A 17,068-nucleotide genomic window follows, 5' to 3' on the forward strand; every position below is an offset into this window, starting at 1 on the left:
AGGTGGCGTCATGCTGAAAATAGACCAAGCCAAACTGCCGGAGCTGCTCTCCGCCTGGGCCGGGGGAGCCAGGGTCTTCGTTCCCCAGGAGCGGGAGGGGACAAGTGTTTTTACCCCCTGGGATGGGGAGGGCAAGCTGACCCTGGGCCAGGGCAATACCCTGGAACCGCCCAAGGACCTCTTCTTCCCCCGGACGGAAACTATGTACCGTTACCAGGTGAACGGCCCTGCCGCCACCCTGGAAACCATGCCTCCCCTGGAAGAGAAGCGGGTGCTGGTAGGCATCCGCTCCTGTGACGCCCGCAGCCTCTTGATTATGGATGACGTTTTCTTGACCCGCGGGTATGTCGATGAATTCTACCGCCAGCGGCGGGAGAACACGCGGATAGTGGCCCTGGCCTGTAATGAGGCCCAGCCTTACTGTTTCTGCACCGCCTTTGGCATCGACCCCGGCCGCGCCGAAGGGGCTGATGTCCAGATGTGGCCCGGGGAAGGCGGTTATCTCCTGGAGGCAATCACCGACGCCGGCAAGGAGTTGTTAAAGCAGGCCGGCGATCTCCTGGAAGAGGCCGGGGATGTTCAGCCCCCGGCGGCGGCAGCGCCCGGTTTGCAGGTGGATGCCAGCGGGGTAACGGAAAAACTGCAGCGAATGTTCGAACACCCCTACTGGACGGCCGTCAGCCGCAAGTGCCTGGGATGCGGTGCCTGCACCTACCTCTGCCCCACCTGCCACTGCTTTGATATCCAGGGTGAAAACCAGGGTAACAGCGGCTATAAATTCCGCTGCTGGGACTCCTGCATGTTCTCCGAGTACACCCGGATGGCCGGCGGCCACAACCCCCGGCCTTCCAAGAAGGAACGCCTGCGCAACCGCTTCCTGCACAAGCTCCAGTACTTTCCGGAGCGCTACGGTAAATTTGCCTGTGTAGGCTGCGGCCGCTGCCTGGATCGCTGCCCGGTGAACGTTGATATTACCCGGGTAATCCGTGAGGTCAAGGAGGTGACCCTGTAATGGCGGAAGCAGCGCGGGTCAACCCCCTGGTACCCCAGATGGGCCGGATTACAAAGATTATCGATGAGACCCCGGATGTAAAAACATTCCATGTCACCACTGACGCCGGTAAACCCTTCACGCCCCTGCCGGGACAACTGGCCATGCTTTCCCTCCTGGACGTGGGCGAGGCCATGTTCTCCATCACCTCCCAGGGGCCGGACCACCTGGAACTGGCCATTAAAAGGGTCGGAATGCTGACGGACGCCCTCCACGAAGCTGAACCGGGACAGAGCGTCGGCATCCGGGGACCCTACGGCAACGGGTTCCCCCTGGAGATGATGCGGGGCAAGGACCTCCTCTTCATCGGCGGCGGCATCGGCCTGGCTCCGGTACGTTCCCTGATCAACTACTGCATCGAGCACCGGCAGGACTATGGCCATTTGTGGATCATCTACGGCGCCCGTTCCCCGGCCGACCTGTGCTTTAAGGACGACCTCTTCAACAACTGGCCCAAGGTGGAAAACTGCCGGGTGGACGTGACCGTCGACCGGGGCGACGACACCTGGCAGGGGCACGAGGGCTTCGTCCCGGCCTTTGTCGAGGAATTGAAGCCTAAGCCGGAAGGCAAGGTGGCCATTACCTGCGGCCCGCCCATTATGATCAAGTTTGTTCTCCAGTCTATGGAGAAGCTGGGCTTTAAGGACGAGCAGATTGTGACCACCCTGGAGATGCGTATGAAGTGCGGTATCGGCAAGTGCGGTCGCTGCAACCTGGGCAGCTGTTACGTCTGCCTGGACGGCCCCGTCTTTACCCTGGCCCAGTTGAAAAAGCTGCCGAATGAGTATTAGTTGGCTAGCTTAAGCCCATGGCTGACGGGTACATGCTCCGGGCTCCAGCGGTTCTCGGCTAGCAAACTTGGCGCTCAGCCTTGCTCTGCGGCGGGGGTGGCCTGGTTTATCCCTTTGAACAATCGTTAGAGGGCGTGTGCCTTTCTTGTTCTTGAAGGCAAGTTACGATCCCCATCCCGTTTACCACCGCCTCGCTGCGGCTTCGCGGAAGTATCCACCGCCTCGAACCAGCCGCCCTTCGCCTGTACCCGTCAACCTATGCGTGGCCAGCTTATAAAATTGCAAGGAGTTCCACAATATGCCATCTGACTACCATATCCACGGGCTGGCCCATGAGGGGCCGCCCCATACCGTTGAACGCCTCTTACCATACGTGGAAGCGGCCAGGGAGGCGGGCCTGACGGCGATGGGTTTCGCCGACCACGACCGCTTCCTGGAGGGCCTGGATTTCAACGTCTTCTCTGAACTGGAAAGGATAACCGGTATGCCCGTCCGCGCCGGGCTGGAGGTTGATTTCCGGCCCGGCAGGGACCACCGGCAGCAGCTGGCGGGCCGGCCATGGGATTACCTCATCGGCTCGGTGCATACCGTGGACGACTGGGAGTTTGACCGACCGGGACAGGAAGGCGGCTTTGCCGCCTGGGATATAGACGAGCTCTATGCCACCTATTTCAACCTGGTTGCGCGGGCCGCTGCTACCGGCATCTTCCAGATCATCGGCCACCTGGACCTGATAAAGATTTACGGCCACCGGCCCAGGAGGCCGGTGCTGGAGCTGGCCGAGCCGGCCCTCCAGGCCATCGCCAGGAGCGGCGCCGCCCTGGAAGTGAATACCGCCGGTTTATTCAAACCAGTGGGGGAGATTTACCCGGCCAGAGAACTTCTGGCACGGGCCTTTAGCCTCAATATCCCTGTCACCATCGGGTCGGATGCCCACGCTCCCGGGGAGGTGGCCAGGGAACGAGAACAGGCGCGGGAGCTTTTGCGCCAGATCGGTTACACCTGCCTGGCAACTTTCTATTGCCGGGAGATGGCTACGGAGCCGCTTCTTTAAAATTACCGCCGTAGGGTCGGGTGGAGTTAAATGAGGTTTAATTGTGAAAATCGGTACAAAAGCGGTGTGGAGATGGGGATGATCCGGAGAATCCCCTCGGGGAACGCTGTTAAGTAATATTTAACCCCCCCATGCCGTTCCGGCCGGCCTTCCCGAAGTTGGACTTGACAGTGACCAAACCTTCCCTTAGGATAAAATATAGAAAATTGCGCGGTCCAGGGGAGTAGCCCCGGATTTTTCCGGTACCAGGCCCGTCAACACGGCCAGGGGCCCGGGCCTGGTAGGCAACGGCAAGACCTTCACCGCCCTGTAAGGGGGCGCTTGAAGGTCTTTTTTATTTAACATAAAGGGTGACAGGTTTAGATAAAAATAAACTCTGGAAGGAGAGAATTTATGCTTGATGTCGCTCTACTTTTAATCAGCCTGGGGGTTATCCTTATAGGGGCCGAAGGGTTTACCAACGGCGTTGAGTGGCTGGGAAGAAAGCTCCATTTAACCGAAGGGGCGGTGGGGAGCATCCTGGCGGCTGTGGGGACAGCCCTGCCGGAAACAATGATCCCCATTATCGCCATCATCTTCGGGGGGGGTCACGCCGGCGAGGAAATAGGCATCGGCGCTATCCTGGGGGCACCCTTCATGTTAAGCACGCTGGCCTTTTTTATCACCGGCGTAGCAGTCATCGCCTATCGCAAACGCCGGCCTGCCTACCCCAAAATGAATCTCGATACCGGGACCATGGGACGGGATCTGGGTTTCTTCCTGGCAGTTTATATGGTGGCCGTCCTGGCTTCCTTTCTGGGAGCCCATATCTGGAAGCAGCTGGTGGCTGTGGGACTGGTAATTGCCTATGCCATCTATGCCTACCTGACGGTTACCAACGGTCATACCCTGGAAGAAGGAGATGAACTGAATGCCCTGTACCTGGCCCGCCGGGCATCTGACCCGGGTCTGGGGTTAATCCTGGTGCAGGTAGTCCTGGCCCTGGGGATAATCGTCGGCGGGGCCCGGCTCTTTGTCAACGGGGTGGAGGACCTGGCCCGCGTCCTGGGTATTCCGGCCTTTGTTCTGGCCCTGATCATCGCTCCCATCGCCACCGAGTTACCGGAGAAGTTTAACAGTATCATCTGGGTCGGCCGGGGTAAAGATACCCTGGCCCTGGGGAATATCACCGGAGCCATGGTCTTCCAGAGCTCCATAATCCCGGCCCTTGGTATTACCATGACCAGCTGGGAATTGACCCAGGGGGCTTTGATCAGCGCCATCCTGGCTATTATTTCCGCCGGCCTGGTCTTTATCCAGATCAGCCGCCACCGCTACCTAACCCCCTACACCCTGGTAAGCGGCGGCGCCTTTTACGGCATTTTCGTTATCTTGATTTTCAGCGGCTTTATTCGTTAGAAGGGAACACCGGGACCGGGGCCGGCAGAGCCCCGGCTTTGTTATTTCCGGTAACTTTGCCGGGTAGAAATGGCTACATGAATAGCAGGGGCGGTTAATAAGAATATATTGGAATAAACGGGAAGGATGGTGGCAAAGTGCCCCGGGTAGTAGTGATAGGTGGCGGTTGGGCCGGGTGTGCAGCCGCCCAGGCCGCCCGCCAGGCCGGGGCGGAGGTAACACTCCTGGAGCGGACGGATATGCTCCTGGGTACCGGCCTGGTCGGAGGCATTATGCGTAATAACGGCCGCTTCACGGCGACGGAAGAAATGTTGGCCCTGGGCGGGGGCGAGTTATTCCGGGTCACCGACGGCGCGGCCAGGCACTGGAATATCGACTTTGCCGGCCACCACCACGCCTGGCTTTACGACGTGACCCGCATTGAACCCTTGGTCCGCCGGGCCCTGCGGGAAGCCGGGGTAGAAGTCCACCTTTTAAGCCGGGTTACAGCCGTGCAGTTGGCAAGGGACAGGATAGTTGCCGTGCGGACGGAAGCCGGCCAGAATTATCCCGGAGAGGCCTTTATCGACGCCACGGGTACGGCCGGGCCGCCGGCCAACTGCCGCCGTTACGGCAACGGCTGCGCCATGTGTATCTATCGCTGCCCCACCTTCGGCGGCCGTATAGGCCCGGCCGCCCTGGCCGGGGTAAAGGAGTATGCCGCCCTCCGGCGAGGCGGCGGCCGCGGGGCCATTAGCGGCTCCTGCAAGCTCCATAAAGGCTCCCTGGCTCCCTGGCTGGTAACTGAGCTGGAGGAAAAAGGGGCGGTCACCCTGCCCCTGCCCCCTGATCTGTCGGGAAAATGGGAACTTCTTCAACGGAAAGCATGCCAGCAGTACGCCCTGCCGGAATATGCGATCAGCATCATTCTTCTGGATACCGGGCCGGCCAAACTGATGACTCCTTTTTTCCCCCTTGAGATTTTACGCCGCATAGATGGCCTGGAGAAGGCCCGCTTTGAGGATCCCTACGCCGGCGGCATCGGCAATTCAGTACGTTTCCTGGCTATGGTTCCCCGGGATGATGCCCTTAAAGTGGAAGGTCTGGCCAATCTCTTTTGTGCCGGTGAAAGGGCGGGGCCCTTCGTCGGCCATACCGAGGCCATTGTCACCGGGACCCTGGCCGGCCATAATGCGGTGCGTCTTTTGGCCGGGCTGGCTCCCCTGGTGCTGCCGGCTACCCTGGCCGTCGGCGATATTATCGCCTATACCCGGCGTCAGGTTGCAGGCGGTGACGGGCTTTACCAGCGCTTTACCTTTTCCGGGGCAGGTTACTTTGAACGGATGCAGAGGCTCGGCCTGTATACTACCGACCGGGAGGTCATAAGGAAGCGGGCCGGCGACCTGGCGGGGGTATTTTCTCGGCCCCTTCTGGGCAGGAAAACCCCTGCAGGCGCCGAATAATTAAGTATAACCGATGGCCGGAGGTATACCGGCCGATCCTGGTTCCAGGAGGAATATGGCAGTGGAATTATTTGCCCTCTTTAGTACGGCCTTTCTTGTCGGCCTTTCCGGGGCCCTGATGCCCGGTCCCCTGCTCACGGTAACAGTAGAGGAAAGCACCCGCCGGGGGTCTGGAGCGGGTCCCCTCCTGGTCCTGGGTCACGGTATCCTGGAACTAATGGTAGTTATCCTACTCTTATTTGGCCTGGGCGGGTTCCTGACCCATCCCGGGGTGGGACGCCTGATGGCCGTCGTGGGTGGCGTGGTCCTCATCTGGATGGGGCAGGGTATGATTAAAGGGGCCAGGGCGGGTGAGGTACAGCTGCAGTTACCGGGGGACGCCCCTGCCAACCTGACGGTGAGGCCGGTGTGGCGGGCGGTGGCTACCGGCGGCGTGATCAGCCTGGCCAACCCCTACTGGCTTCTATGGTGGGCGACCATCGGTGCTGCTTTCCTGACCCAGGCGGCCCGGCTGGGAGCCGCGGGAGTGGTCTCCTTTTTTAGCGGCCACATCCTTTCCGACCTGGGCTGGTATTCCCTGGTCGCAGCGGGAGTAGCCGCCGGCAGGCGTTTTATCAGCCAGCGCTTTTACCGGTACTTAATCATGGCCTGCGGCATCTTCTTATTGGTTTTAGGGTTCCTCTTCATCCTGGCCGGTTATCGCGGCCCCCTCAGTGTGTAGAATATGAAGGAAGGTGATTCGATGCAAGTCTACGACCGCGCCCATGAACTGGCACGGGAACTGTCCAGGAGTTCCGAGTATAACGATTTTCGCCTGGCCAAAGCTAAACTGGAGAGCAACGCCACCAATGTAGACATGCTGCGTGATTTTCGCCGTCGCCAGCTGGCCCTGGAAATGGCTGTCCTGAGCGGAAAAGAGCCAGATCCGGCGGATAAAAAAGCCCTGGAAGAGAGCTACCGGATAATCAGCCTGAACCCGACTATTACCGCCTACCTGGAAGCGGAACAAAGGCTGGCCCGGTTGCTGGCCGATATTCAAAAAATACTTATTGATGCCCTGCCGGAATGGGGAAAAGATATTATTGATGAGGTTGACAAAAAATAATCCTGCAGGTTATAATATTAAAAGTAATAATTGTTACCACTAAGTGGTGAGGTAAATGGAACCGACGATAGGAAAAAGGATGACGAAACAGAAAAAAGTCATTCTAGATATTTTACGCCACACAGATAGCCATCCCACGGCTGACTGGATTTACGCCCAGGCCCGCAAGGTTTTACCCGACATCAGCCTGGGGACTGTCTACCGTAACCTGGGTGTCTTAAAGGAAGCCGGCGAAATAATGGAACTTAATTACGGTAGCACCTACAGCCGTTATGATGGCAACCCGGAGAATCACTATCATTGTGTCTGCCTGAACTGCGGCCGGATAATCGACCTGCCCATGCCGGTACATTATGAACTGGAAAAGGAAGCGGCGAACAGCGGCTGCAGCAAGATCCTCTATCACCGCCTGGAATTCTACGGTCTGTGCCCTGATTGCCAGCAGAAGGAGGAACATTGAGCCAGGTAAAAATACCTGGTTTTTTCTTTAAGGATGTGTTTAAAGGATGAAAGTTTTTAACCGAGAATTAAAATAAAGATAAATTTTATCCCGGGAGGTTGGAGTTGTGACGTCCGGGGAAATAAGAGTCGAAGGCAGGAACGTCGCCGAAGCAATACAGCAGGCAGCAGCCATCCTGGAGGTCTTGCCTGAGGAGCTGGAGGTAGAGATAGTTCAACCTGCAAGCCAGGGGTTTCTTGGCCTCGGCCGCCGGCCGGCGGTGATTATCGCCCGCCTGGCCGGGACATTCCCCGGAGCTGCAGGGGAAGACGAAAATGTGACCCCGGCAACCGGTAAGGGAGGAGCAGGTTCCGTAACCGGCGGTCCGGATGCAGGTGCGGTGGCAGGTGGGATGGCCCCCGGGCTTGGGGGAGTGGACGAGGAACGGCCAGGTTATGCCTGGGTGGAAGGCGGCCGGGTGATGGTGGGCGATGGGGAACCGCCGGCCACCATCATCGCCGGGGAACACTTTGACCTGTATGTAAACGGTCAACATGCACCCAGCGAAATAACGGTCCGAGCCGGGGATACTATAGAGGTACAGTCCCGGGTCGAGGTCGTAAAGGGCCAGTGGAAACTGGCTGTAAGCAGTGACGGCTTGGCGGCCCGCCTGACCCTCAAGCCGGGGTATCAGAGGACCTGGCGGTTAAAGGACCAATTCCCGGCGGGGCGGCTGCAACTGGAGGGCGAGGAAGTGGTCCAGGCCCTTCCGGCCCTGACCCGGGAGGACCTGCTGGCCGAACTAAAGCGCCAGCAGGTGGTTTTCGGCGTTGATGAAGAAGCCGTCCGGCAGGCCTGTGCCTCTACCGAAGCCGGAGAAATAGTAGTAGCCAGGGGCCAGCCGCCCCAACCTGGTGAAGACGGCCGGGTGGAATGTCTTTTTTCTACTGCCGTAGCTGACAGGGTGGAGGTAGGAGAAGAAGAACGGGTCGATTACCGGGAGATGATGGTACGTACTTCGGCCGCCATAGGCGATCTCCTGGCGGTCAAGGTGCCGCCCCGGCCGGGAAAGCCTGGCAAGACGGTTACCGGGAAGGTAATCTCCCCGCCGGAGCCCCGGGATGTGGAACTGGTGGCCGGTAAAGGCACCGAGGTTATTGACGGCCTGCGCTGCATAGCCCGGGAGGAAGGGCGTCCCCAGCTGCGCCAGCTGCGGGGCCGGGCCTTGATTGACATTATTCCGGTACTCCTCCACCAGGGGGATGTGGACCTGTCCTCAGGGAACCTCAAGTTTAAGGGTGGCATCCATATCACAGGCAACGTCACGGAAACGATGCAGGTGGCTGCCAGCCAGGATGTGGAGATTGGCGGTGATGTAACCCAGGCCACTGTAAACGCCGGCGGTTCAATTATCGTCCGCCGCAACTGCATCGGTTCCACCCTGGTGGCCGGGGGCCTGAATAGCGTCTACCAGAGCGCGGAACCCATCCTGAGCGATCTGGCCAGCCAGTTGCCGTTGCTCCAGGCGGCCCTCCACCAACTGGAGAAGGGGGCCAGCCGACAGCGGTACCAGGTTCGCCCCCTTGATACCGGATATATGGTAAGCATTCTGGTAGAAAACAAGTTTCAGAAGCTGCCCTTCCTGGCCGGCAAGCTGGAGCAGCTGACAAAGGGCATCCAGGGCGGGCCCCAGGAGCAAAAGCTAGTCCAACTGGCCCGCGAGCTCGCCCAGTCCTTCCGTAATCCGGCTGCCATGCAGGGATTGGGTTCGTCTATCCTGGCCAGGCTGGTAAATGGTGTCCAGGAGATGGCAGCCTATTGCCGGGAGATCCCCCAGGACGGCGGTCATATCACCCTGAGCTATGCTCTCAACAGCAAGCTTCAGGCCAGCGGCCAGGTAAAGGTCACCGGCCGGGGGTGCTTCAATACCGAGATTATTGCCGGCGGCAAAGTAGAAATCCATGGGGTATTCCGGGGCGGTAGCATTTATGCCGGCGATGAGGTCTATGTGCAGGAAATGGGTTCCAGCGGCGGCGCCAGAACTTTGATTCGAGTGGCGGAGGGCAAGGTCATCAAAGCCGGCAGGATCTGGCCTAATAGTACCCTGCAGGTAGGCAAGCGCGTCCGCCAGATTGATAACGAGGAGAACCAGGTCATGGCCTACCTGAATAGTGAAGGCGACCTGGTTCTAGGTACTTTTTAATATGGTGAATGCTGGGTCGCTCGATTAGGGAGCGAACGAAGACATATTCAACTAAGGCGAGAGTTTTTTCCAGAGGAGTCCCTCATGGGGGCCGACGCCAGCTCAAGCGAACCATGAAAATGTAGGCTGAGGCAAGAAGCTGGAATGTAACCCAACCTTAAGAGGAGGGCGCCGGAATGGCGGAAGACTGGGAGTTTCTACGACAGGTACCGGTATTTGCCGGGCTGGAGCCGGAAGAGTTACAGCATATAGCCTCCCTGGCCCTCCTACGTCGCTACCGCAAGAATATGTACATTTTTATGGAGGGCGAGCCTGGGGATGCCTTCTATTTTGTCAAAAAAGGGGCCATAAAACTCTTCCAGGTTCTGGAGGACGGCCGGGAGAAGATCCTCCACTTTGTCCGTGAAGGGGAGATCTTCGCCGAGGTGCTGCTCTTTGAAGGCGGTCCCTACCCGGCCACGGCCCAGACCCTGGAGGACACCGAGGTAGGCATCATCCGCAACGCCGACATGGAAAAGCTCCTGAGTGCGCACGGCGAAATGGCGGTTAAAATTATTAAGGTAATGAGCCGCCGCCTGCGGCAGGCCCAGAATCATATACGCGACCTGGCCCTCAAAGGGGCCTACGGCCGCCTGGCCAGTAGCCTCCTGCAGCTGGCCCGGGAGTACGGGAAACCCCGGGAAGACGGGGTTACTATCGACCTTAATTTGAGCCAGCAGGAACTGGCCAGCCTCATCGGCACTTCCCGGGAAACAGTAGCCAGGATTTTAAGCGACTTCAAGCGGCTGGGGGCAGTCGAGGTGGAGCGCCAGCGGATCACCCTTCTGGAACCCGAAAAGCTGAAGGGCTGGTAACGCCGCCGGGGGAGTTCTAGGTGCCTTTCGGAAGGTAAAAATGGCTGTTCGACCTCTAACCCCTTGCGTAAAAAGAACAAGGTATTATAATAAAACCTAAGAACTGCGGGGTTGGTGGAGGGTCCCCTGTGAATTTTTAGCGAAGCCGTGGCGAGGCTGCGGTTAAAGTGGTGGTGACGGCGAACAACAGCCCGAACCGAGCCGCAGTTCTGTCGGCGCGTAGCTTCTGAGCGGCGAGGGAAATAGCACCAATATCCGAGAAACACTGAAGGCCGGAGTCCGTACCACCAGCCCCCGGGAAGCTAACCAGTAATCGCTTAATTTGGTAGAACTCGATTTTCGCAGGAGGGTAACACGGATGCTTGACAGCAGAAATATATCTCCCGCCAGGCCGGAAACAGGTCAGGACTGGATCGAACGCCTGCAGTGGCTGGGAATTAAAGTAGAAGAGCCCCGGGAAAAGGATAAAGATCAGCAAACCATGTGATGGTCAACACATATTTTTATGATAAAGCTAATTGAAAACCCTGCGGTAACCCTTTATGATAAGGCCATAGAAACCGCAGGGTTTTCTATGTTATTATGAACTTGGTGGAGGGAGGGAGTGATCTTTTTGCACCAGGAAATAACCCTCTCCTGGCTGACCGCTGCCTTTGCCCGGGACGGCTATATCTGTGGCGAAGAAATCCTGATCCCGGTCTACCTCGCCCTGCGCTTGGAGAAACCCTTGCTGATTAGCGGGGCGCCCGGGGTGGGCAAGACTGAGGTAGCCAAGGTCTTGAGCCGGGTTCTGGACACCGAATTGATCCGCCTGCAGTGTTATGAAGGTTTGGATGAAAACAAGGCCTTGTATGAATGGAACTACCAAAAACAGCTATTGATGATCGAGCTTTCACGCCAGGGTTGTACCCGTGGAGAAGATCAGCCGGACCTCTTTTCCGAGGAATACCTGCTGGAGCGGCCCCTTCTCAAGGCCCTGCGCCACCCCCGCCGGCCGGTCCTCCTTATCGATGAAATCGATAAAAGCGACCAGGAGTTTGAGGCCTTCCTCTTCGAAGTCCTCTCTGATTTTCAGGTCTCTATCCCGGAACTGGGCACTATCAAAGCTCGCCAGGTTCCGGTGGTGGTGTTGACCAGTAACGGCGACCGGGAGCTTTCCGACGGTTTGAAAAGACGCTGCCTTTTTCTCTATATTGACTATCCCGACGTGGACAAGGAAACCCGGATTATTCGCAGCAAGGTACCGGAGGCCGGGGAGGTCCTAGCCCGGCAGGTAGCGGCAGCCGTCAATCGCATCCGGGCCGGCCTGGACCTGCGCAAAAAGCCGGCCATTGCTGAGACCATCGACTGGGCCAGGGCCCTGGTGCTTATGGAAGCCCGGGCTCTGGAACCAAACCTGGTACGCCGCACCTTGAACCTCCTTTTCAAGGATCAGGAGGATGTGGAGACCTTCAACCGGGAGCTGGGGGTGGAAGAGCTGTGCCGGCAGGTTATCAACGGGGGGTAACCCTGGAAGCCAACCTGGTATATTTTATCCAGCTATTACGACGCCTTGGTCTCCGTATCAGCACGGCGGAGACCCTGACGGCCCTTGAGGCCCTTAAGGAGATACCCCTGGACCGGGAGGGCATGGTCCGGGCAGCCCTCCAGGCGGCCCTGGTCAAGGATGGCGCCCGGGTAGCCCTCTTTCACCAGGCCTGGGCCCATTTTTTTCACCCTGATGGGGAACAGGAAGCCGAGCCCGGGCCGCAACTATCACCAGCTGGTAACAGCCTTCCCGAAACACCTGAACCGGAACAGGACCTCCTTTTCCGGGGCCGGCCCCTGGAATTGCCGGCATCTGCCAGGGAGATTTACCGGCAGCTGACCCCGGAAATCCGGGAGCGCCTGCAGCAATTCGTCCGTGCCAGCGAAGCCGGCGCCCCCGATGATGAACGCTTCCGCCCCCTGCTGGCGAGCCTAGTCAGCGGCCATTTAAACTACTGGGGGCGCCAGCTGGCCGAAGAGCAGCCCCTGGTGGATCCATGGGAAGGTACAGAAATGGACGCCTCCCTGGCGCAGATTGTAGCGGCAGCGGACCAGGACACGGGCCTTCTGTGGGCCGACCTCAAAGAATTGAGCCGGGCTGACCCGGAACTGGTGATCAGGGTCATTCGCCGCCTGGTCCGGCGCCTGGCCGGCGTTTTAGCGCGGCGCTATCACCCGACCAGGAAAAAGCGGGTCATTAGCTGGCGGCCCAGCATCCGCCGCAACCTCCAGTACGGCGGCCTGCCCCTGCGACTGATCTACCGCGCCCGCCGGGTTAAGAAACCCCGCCTCCTCCTGTTGGCCGACGTCTCCGGTTCCATGGCCCGTTACGCCGCTTTTGTCATGGAGTTTATCTATGGCCTGGGCCAGGTGGTCGGCGGGGTGGAGGCCTTTGTTTTTGCTGAGGACTTTCAACGGGTAACGCCCCTGCTGGACAAGAAGTTGGGGCCGGTGGAATTACAGGACCGCCTCATGAGCGCCACCCCCACCTGGGGGGCAGGGACGCGCCTGGACCTGGCCCTGGCCGGTATATTGAAGGATTATCCTGCCTTATTCCAGAAAAATACCGTGATCGTGATTATCAGCGACACCAAGACCCTCCAGGTGCCGGCGGCCGCCGCGGGTTTAAAGGCCTGGCGGCGGCGGGTCAAGGACATCATCTGGCTGAATACCCTGCGCCGGGAGGAATGGGGCCGCTGGCAGTCGGTAGCAGCCTTGAGGCCCTATTGCCGTATGTTCTCCTGCCGCTCCCTGGGTCAACTGGAAATAATACTGCGGGAGTATTTGTAGCTGGAGCCCCTCAAGGGGGCTGACACTGCAATGGGGTGAGGGGGTTCCAGGAGGGCGCCTTTGCGCGTGAGTATCAGAAGAACGAGGCCGGCTGAGGATAAGCGCGGTCACCCTGTTTGAAGCCCGAAGGGCCGAGTTGTGGCCGCACCCGGTAACATACATTGTAGGACCCCATTTTCGGAGGCGCGATGGACTTTCCTGGCCGGGTCATACCGTTGATCTTCCCCGGCACAGGGTTTATCTTTATTATAGATACATCAAGGGGGTATCCAGAAGTGGAACCGGTACGGGTGCTGGTGGCCGACGACGAAGCCGGGTTGCGCCAGCTAGTGCGCCTTTATTTAGAAAAGGAAGGCATGATAGTTGGCGAGGCCGCCACGGGTCGCCAGACCCTGGAGAGGTTGCATCAGGATAAATACGATCTCCTCATCCTGGACCTGATGATGCCCGACGGTGACGGCTGGACGGTCTGCCGGGAAGTGCGCCGTGAAATGGACCTGCCTATCATTATGCTCACCGCAAGGGGCGAGGAAATGGATCGCCTGCTGGGGTTCGAGCTGGGGGCAGACGACTACGTTACCAAGCCCTTCAGCCCCCGGGAACTGGTGGCCAGGGTCAAGGCCTTATTACGGCGGGCCCGGAACGAGCGGGCACGGGGGGAACGGTTACAGTTTCCCGGCCTAGTAATCGACATTCCCGCCCGGGAGGTTAAGGTCGACGGCCGCACCATAGGCAACCTGACGCCCAAGGAGTTCGATCTCCTCCTTTTCCTGGCCCGCCACCCCGGGCAGGTCATGAGCCGGGAAAAGATTCTGGAAAAGGTCTGGGGCTACGATTTTTACGGTGACCTGCGGACGGTAGATACCCATATCAAAAACTTGCGGGAAAAGCTGGGCCGGGAACACGCCTGGATCGCCACCGTCTGGGGCGTAGGATACAAGTTTGAGGTGGGGTCATGATCAGCAGGAGTATTACCGCCAAGCTCTGGTTGCTCCTGGTTTCCCTGGTTGTCGTCAGCCTCCTGGTCATTGGCATATCCCTGCACGGCCTTCTGGGGAATTACTACTACCGGCAGCAAGCCCAGACCATGCTGGATAAAGGGGAACTGCTGGCCCGGAGCCTGGCGACCGGTAGCGGCGGTGACCTGGCCGGCCAGGCCGACCTCCTGGGCCGGATGGCCGGTACCGGAGTGATGATCATCGACCGCCAGGGCCTGGTCCTTTCCTGCAGCAGCGAAGCCGGGCCGGGTGACGGGTCCGGTATGGGGATGATGGGCCGGGGCCGCGGTTACGGCCGCATGATGCACGGTAACTTTCCAGTAACCGGTATGCACCTGGAGGGTGCCGAGGTCCAGCAGGTCCTGGCCGGGAATACCGTCGTGAAACGGGGTTACCAGCAGGCCTTTAATACCAGTATGCTGACGGTGGCGGTCCCTATCAAGACCGGCAATGAAGTTAACGGGGCAGTTATCCTTTTTGCCCCGGAGGCTTCGTTAAGCGCCGCCATGGGCGCCATGAGTCGACTGATCCTTTATGCCGGCCTTGTGGCCGTACTCCTGGCGACCATCCTGGCCCTCTTTGCCGCCCGCAGGGTGACCAGGCCTCTGAAAAGCTTAAGCCTGGCGGCCCGGCAAATGGCCAGGGGTGATTTCAGCGTCCGGGTGCCGGTAGCTTCAGCGGACGAACTGGGCCAGCTGGCCGGGAGCTTTAATTTTCTGGCCGGGGAATTGTCCCGGACGGTGGCCGCCCTCTCCCGGGAGAAGGAAAAGCTGAATAGGGTGGTCCGGGATATGACTGACAGGGTTCTCGCCTTTACAGCCAGTGGCCGGGTCCTCTTTGCCAACCCTCGGGCGGAAAAGCTCCTGGGTTTACCCTTGTCACCGGGGGCGGAACTGCCGGTCGAACTCCTGGACCCCTTACGGGCGGCAGTGGCCGGGGAGGGAACTACCGGCGAAATAAACTGGCAGGAGCGGGTGCTGGCAGTCCGGGCCGCTCCCCTGCAGGAAGAGGACCCCTGCGGGGAGGCAGCGGTGGCCATACTCCAGGATATAACCACCCAGAAAAAGATGGAGCAGATGCGCCGGGAGTTCCTGGCCAGCGTCTCCCATGAATTGCGCACGCCCCTGAGTTTTATCCAGGGTTACGGCGAAGCCCTGGCCGACGGCCTGGCGACGGGTGAGAAGGAACGCCAGGAGTATACCGGCATTATCCTGGCCGAGGCCAACCGCCTGCGCCGCCTGGTAGATGACCTTTTTGACCTCAACAAGATGGCTGCCGGGCACCTGCCCCTGGAACTGGCCGAGGTAGACCCCGGGGAACTGGTAACTGGAGTGGCCAGGAAGTACCAGCCCTTGCTGGCGGAACACGGTTTAGTCCTGGAGGTGGAGCTCGAGCCCTACCTGCCGCCGGTATGGGCTGACGCCGGGCGTCTGGAGCAGGTCCTGGTCAACCTCCTGGATAACGCCCGGCGACATACGTCTCCCGGGGGTCGGATTACCATCAGCGCCGGCCTGGCCGGTAGGGAGTTAAAGATAAGCGTAGCCGACACCGGCAAGGGCATCCCGGCAGGGGAACTGCCCTATATCTGGGAGCGATTTTACAAGGTGGACAAATCCCGATCCCGGGGCGATAGTGGCAGCGGCCTGGGCCTGGCCATCGTTAAGGGCCTGGTAGAAGCCCATGGCGGCCGGGTCGAAGTAGTAAGTGAACCGGGTCGGGGCAGCATCTTTAGCTTTTATCTGCCGTTGCATATTGACAGCGAAAATGGATAATACTAAAATAATAACGGTTAAACCAATGGGGGTGAAAGTGATGCCGACGTATGATTTCCGTTGCCAGGAGTGTGGCGAACGTTTTACAGTTAAAATGTCCTGGAAGGATAAAGACAAGGCTACCTGCCCTGCCTGTGGCAGCAAGAAACTGCAGCAACTATTTACGGGGATTACCATCCTGGGTGGCAACAGCGGCGGTGGCGGTTGCGCGGCCCCGGCAGGCAGCAGCTTCAGTTGAGGAGGTTAAAAAAAGGGGCCGGGAGCCCCTGGTATAGAAAAAAGTTAGAACCCCGGCGAAACGGGGTTATATTTTTTGTCCGTTGACACCTGCTCTCCCTTAAGTTATGATGGGGCAGAGAGGGGTGGAGAAATGGGAATGATGTCTTCCCTGCGCCGGCTCGGTAAAAGGCGGCCGGTCCTGGGAATTCTTTTTGTAGTTGTATTGAGTATCGGTTTAGTGGGCAGCTATGCAATATTTTCAACCCCCAAGGCCCCGGTGGCTCCATCGGAGAGCCAGGCCCAAGCTCCGGACGCCAACCAGCAGGCAGAAGCCATGCAGAAGGCGGCCCAGGAACAAATAAGCAAGCTGGAAACTGATATCGCCAACCTGCAAAAGGATTTGCAGGCTAAACCCGGTGATATTGCTACAGCTGTAAAGCTGGGGGATAGCCAGTATAACCTGGGTACCCTTTACCTTTTTGTTAATGGCGACCAGGAAAAAGCTACCCAGACCTTTAAAGCAGCGGTAGCCACCTACCAGCAAGTGTTGAAGCTCAACCCCGCTGAAAAGGGCATCAACCTGCGGCTGGCCGGGGCCGCCCTCTACGCTGGCGATAGCAAACTGGCGGAGGATAACTTCCAGGCGGCCATTAAGGCCGACCCCAACGATAATAACGCTCGTATGACTTATGGCATGTACCTGGCCTCCATGAAGGGCGACTACCAGGGAGCCATTGACCAGTGGCAGGAAATTTTAAAGCATAACCCGGATAAGGACCTGGCTACCCAGGTTCAGGAGATGATCAAGCAGGCCGAGATGGCCAAACAGGATGCCAATAAATCGGCTGCCAACCAGCCGCCCGCTAATCAGCCCCAGGCAAATGGCGGGCAGGGGAGCGGGAAGTAACAGAAAAAGAGAAACTAA

17 protein-coding genes are annotated in these 17,068 nt (G+C 58.8%); all 17 read left to right on the forward strand.

Translation table 11 applies throughout. From position 1 onward, the window contains the following. Positions 1-10: 10 nt before the first annotated feature. A complete protein-coding gene (locus tag MOTHE_RS03700) occupies positions 11-1,012 on the forward strand; it encodes a 4Fe-4S dicluster domain-containing protein (RefSeq protein ID WP_011392334.1) in 1,002 nt (333 codons plus the stop codon). Then, on the forward strand, positions 1,012-1,842 hold the full coding sequence (locus MOTHE_RS03705; protein ID WP_011392335.1) for an FAD/NAD(P)-binding protein: 831 nt from the start codon (positions 1,012-1,014) through the stop codon (positions 1,840-1,842). The genes MOTHE_RS03700 and MOTHE_RS03705 overlap by 1 nt, the downstream gene beginning before the upstream one ends. A 298-nt stretch (positions 1,843-2,140) precedes the next feature. Then, positions 2,141-2,896: a histidinol-phosphatase HisJ family protein gene (locus tag MOTHE_RS03710; RefSeq protein WP_011392336.1), complete on the forward strand. Its 756-nt coding sequence runs from the start codon at positions 2,141-2,143 to the stop codon at positions 2,894-2,896. 393 nt (positions 2,897-3,289) lie between these two features. Continuing rightward, on the forward strand, positions 3,290-4,294 hold the full coding sequence (locus MOTHE_RS03715) for a sodium:calcium antiporter (RefSeq protein WP_053094688.1): 1,005 nt from the start codon (positions 3,290-3,292) through the stop codon (positions 4,292-4,294). Positions 4,295-4,431: 137 nt separating this feature from the next. After that, a complete protein-coding gene (locus MOTHE_RS03720) occupies positions 4,432-5,736 on the forward strand; it encodes an FAD-dependent oxidoreductase (RefSeq protein WP_011392338.1) in 1,305 nt (434 codons plus the stop codon). A 55-nt stretch (positions 5,737-5,791) separates the two neighbouring features. Then, positions 5,792-6,457 carry a LysE family transporter gene (locus tag MOTHE_RS03725; protein ID WP_373878636.1) on the forward strand — a complete coding sequence of 222 codons (666 nt, stop codon included), beginning with the start codon at positions 5,792-5,794 and terminating at the stop codon, positions 6,455-6,457. 21 nt (positions 6,458-6,478) lie between these two features. Beyond that, a complete protein-coding gene (locus MOTHE_RS03730; RefSeq protein WP_011392340.1) occupies positions 6,479-6,841 on the forward strand; it encodes a YlbF/YmcA family competence regulator in 363 nt (120 codons plus the stop codon). 79 nt (positions 6,842-6,920) lie between these two features. Next, a complete protein-coding gene (locus MOTHE_RS03735; RefSeq protein ID WP_011392341.1) occupies positions 6,921-7,301 on the forward strand; it encodes a Fur family transcriptional regulator in 381 nt (126 codons plus the stop codon). A gap of 106 nt (positions 7,302-7,407) precedes the next feature. Continuing rightward, on the forward strand, positions 7,408-9,483 hold the full coding sequence (locus MOTHE_RS03740) for a flagellar assembly protein A (RefSeq protein ID WP_011392342.1): 2,076 nt from the start codon (positions 7,408-7,410) through the stop codon (positions 9,481-9,483). Between the two features lie 176 nt (positions 9,484-9,659). Further along, positions 9,660-10,337, forward strand: a complete 678-nt coding sequence (locus MOTHE_RS03745) for a Crp/Fnr family transcriptional regulator (protein WP_011392343.1) — start codon at positions 9,660-9,662, stop codon at positions 10,335-10,337. 358 nt (positions 10,338-10,695) lie between these two features. After that, complete coding sequence (locus MOTHE_RS14000) at positions 10,696-10,824, forward strand: hypothetical protein (RefSeq protein ID WP_255302970.1); 129 nt, start codon at positions 10,696-10,698, stop codon at positions 10,822-10,824. A gap of 117 nt (positions 10,825-10,941) precedes the next feature. Continuing rightward, on the forward strand, positions 10,942-11,844 hold the full coding sequence (locus MOTHE_RS03750; protein WP_011392344.1) for an AAA family ATPase: 903 nt from the start codon (positions 10,942-10,944) through the stop codon (positions 11,842-11,844). Further along, the gene (locus MOTHE_RS03755; protein ID WP_011392345.1) at positions 11,817-13,154 is read left to right on the forward strand and encodes a vWA domain-containing protein; all 1,338 of its coding nucleotides are present in this window, start codon (positions 11,817-11,819) and stop codon (positions 13,152-13,154) included. Before MOTHE_RS03750 ends, MOTHE_RS03755 begins: the two co-directional genes overlap by 28 nt. Before the next feature lie 275 nt (positions 13,155-13,429). Continuing rightward, on the forward strand, positions 13,430-14,113 hold the full coding sequence (locus MOTHE_RS03760) for a response regulator transcription factor (protein WP_036372230.1): 684 nt from the start codon (positions 13,430-13,432) through the stop codon (positions 14,111-14,113). Then, entirely contained in the window at positions 14,110-15,924 is a 1,815-nt protein-coding gene (locus MOTHE_RS03765) for a sensor histidine kinase (RefSeq protein ID WP_053094689.1), read from the forward strand. Before MOTHE_RS03760 ends, MOTHE_RS03765 begins: the two co-directional genes overlap by 4 nt. 40 nt (positions 15,925-15,964) lie before the next feature. Then, entirely contained in the window at positions 15,965-16,162 is a 198-nt protein-coding gene (locus tag MOTHE_RS03770; protein ID WP_025774265.1) for an FmdB family zinc ribbon protein, read from the forward strand. Between the two features lie 132 nt (positions 16,163-16,294). After that, the gene (locus tag MOTHE_RS03775) at positions 16,295-17,050 is read left to right on the forward strand and encodes a tetratricopeptide repeat protein (protein ID WP_080997176.1); all 756 of its coding nucleotides are present in this window, start codon (positions 16,295-16,297) and stop codon (positions 17,048-17,050) included. The last annotated feature ends 18 nt before the right edge of the window (positions 17,051-17,068 follow it).

The organism is Moorella thermoacetica (genome assembly GCF_001267405.1).
Lineage (GTDB): Bacteria > Bacillota > DSM-521 > Neomoorellales > Neomoorellaceae > Neomoorella > Neomoorella thermoacetica.

Excerpts from the sequence above, each read along its gene's own strand:
- MOTHE_RS03700 (WP_011392334.1), top strand. The coding sequence starts at position 11 with ATGCTGAAAATAGACCAAGCCAAACTGCCGGAGCTGCTCTCCGCCTGG.
- MOTHE_RS03705 (WP_011392335.1), top strand. The coding sequence starts at position 1,012 with ATGGCGGAAGCAGCGCGGGTCAACCCCCTGGTACCCCAGATGGGCCGG.
- MOTHE_RS03710 (WP_011392336.1), top strand. The coding sequence starts at position 2,141 with ATGCCATCTGACTACCATATCCACGGGCTGGCCCATGAGGGGCCGCCC.
- MOTHE_RS03715 (WP_053094688.1), top strand. The coding sequence starts at position 3,290 with ATGCTTGATGTCGCTCTACTTTTAATCAGCCTGGGGGTTATCCTTATA.
- MOTHE_RS03725 (WP_373878636.1), top strand. The coding sequence starts at position 5,792 with ATGGCAGTGGAATTATTTGCCCTCTTTAGTACGGCCTTTCTTGTCGGC.
- MOTHE_RS03730 (WP_011392340.1), top strand. The coding sequence starts at position 6,479 with ATGCAAGTCTACGACCGCGCCCATGAACTGGCACGGGAACTGTCCAGG.
- MOTHE_RS03735 (WP_011392341.1), top strand. The coding sequence starts at position 6,921 with ATGACGAAACAGAAAAAAGTCATTCTAGATATTTTACGCCACACAGAT.
- MOTHE_RS03745 (WP_011392343.1), top strand. The coding sequence starts at position 9,660 with ATGGCGGAAGACTGGGAGTTTCTACGACAGGTACCGGTATTTGCCGGG.
- MOTHE_RS14000 (WP_255302970.1), top strand. The coding sequence starts at position 10,696 with ATGCTTGACAGCAGAAATATATCTCCCGCCAGGCCGGAAACAGGTCAG.
- MOTHE_RS03765 (WP_053094689.1), top strand. The coding sequence starts at position 14,110 with ATGATCAGCAGGAGTATTACCGCCAAGCTCTGGTTGCTCCTGGTTTCC.
- MOTHE_RS03770 (WP_025774265.1), top strand. The coding sequence starts at position 15,965 with ATGCCGACGTATGATTTCCGTTGCCAGGAGTGTGGCGAACGTTTTACA.
- MOTHE_RS03775 (WP_080997176.1), top strand. The coding sequence starts at position 16,295 with ATGGGAATGATGTCTTCCCTGCGCCGGCTCGGTAAAAGGCGGCCGGTC.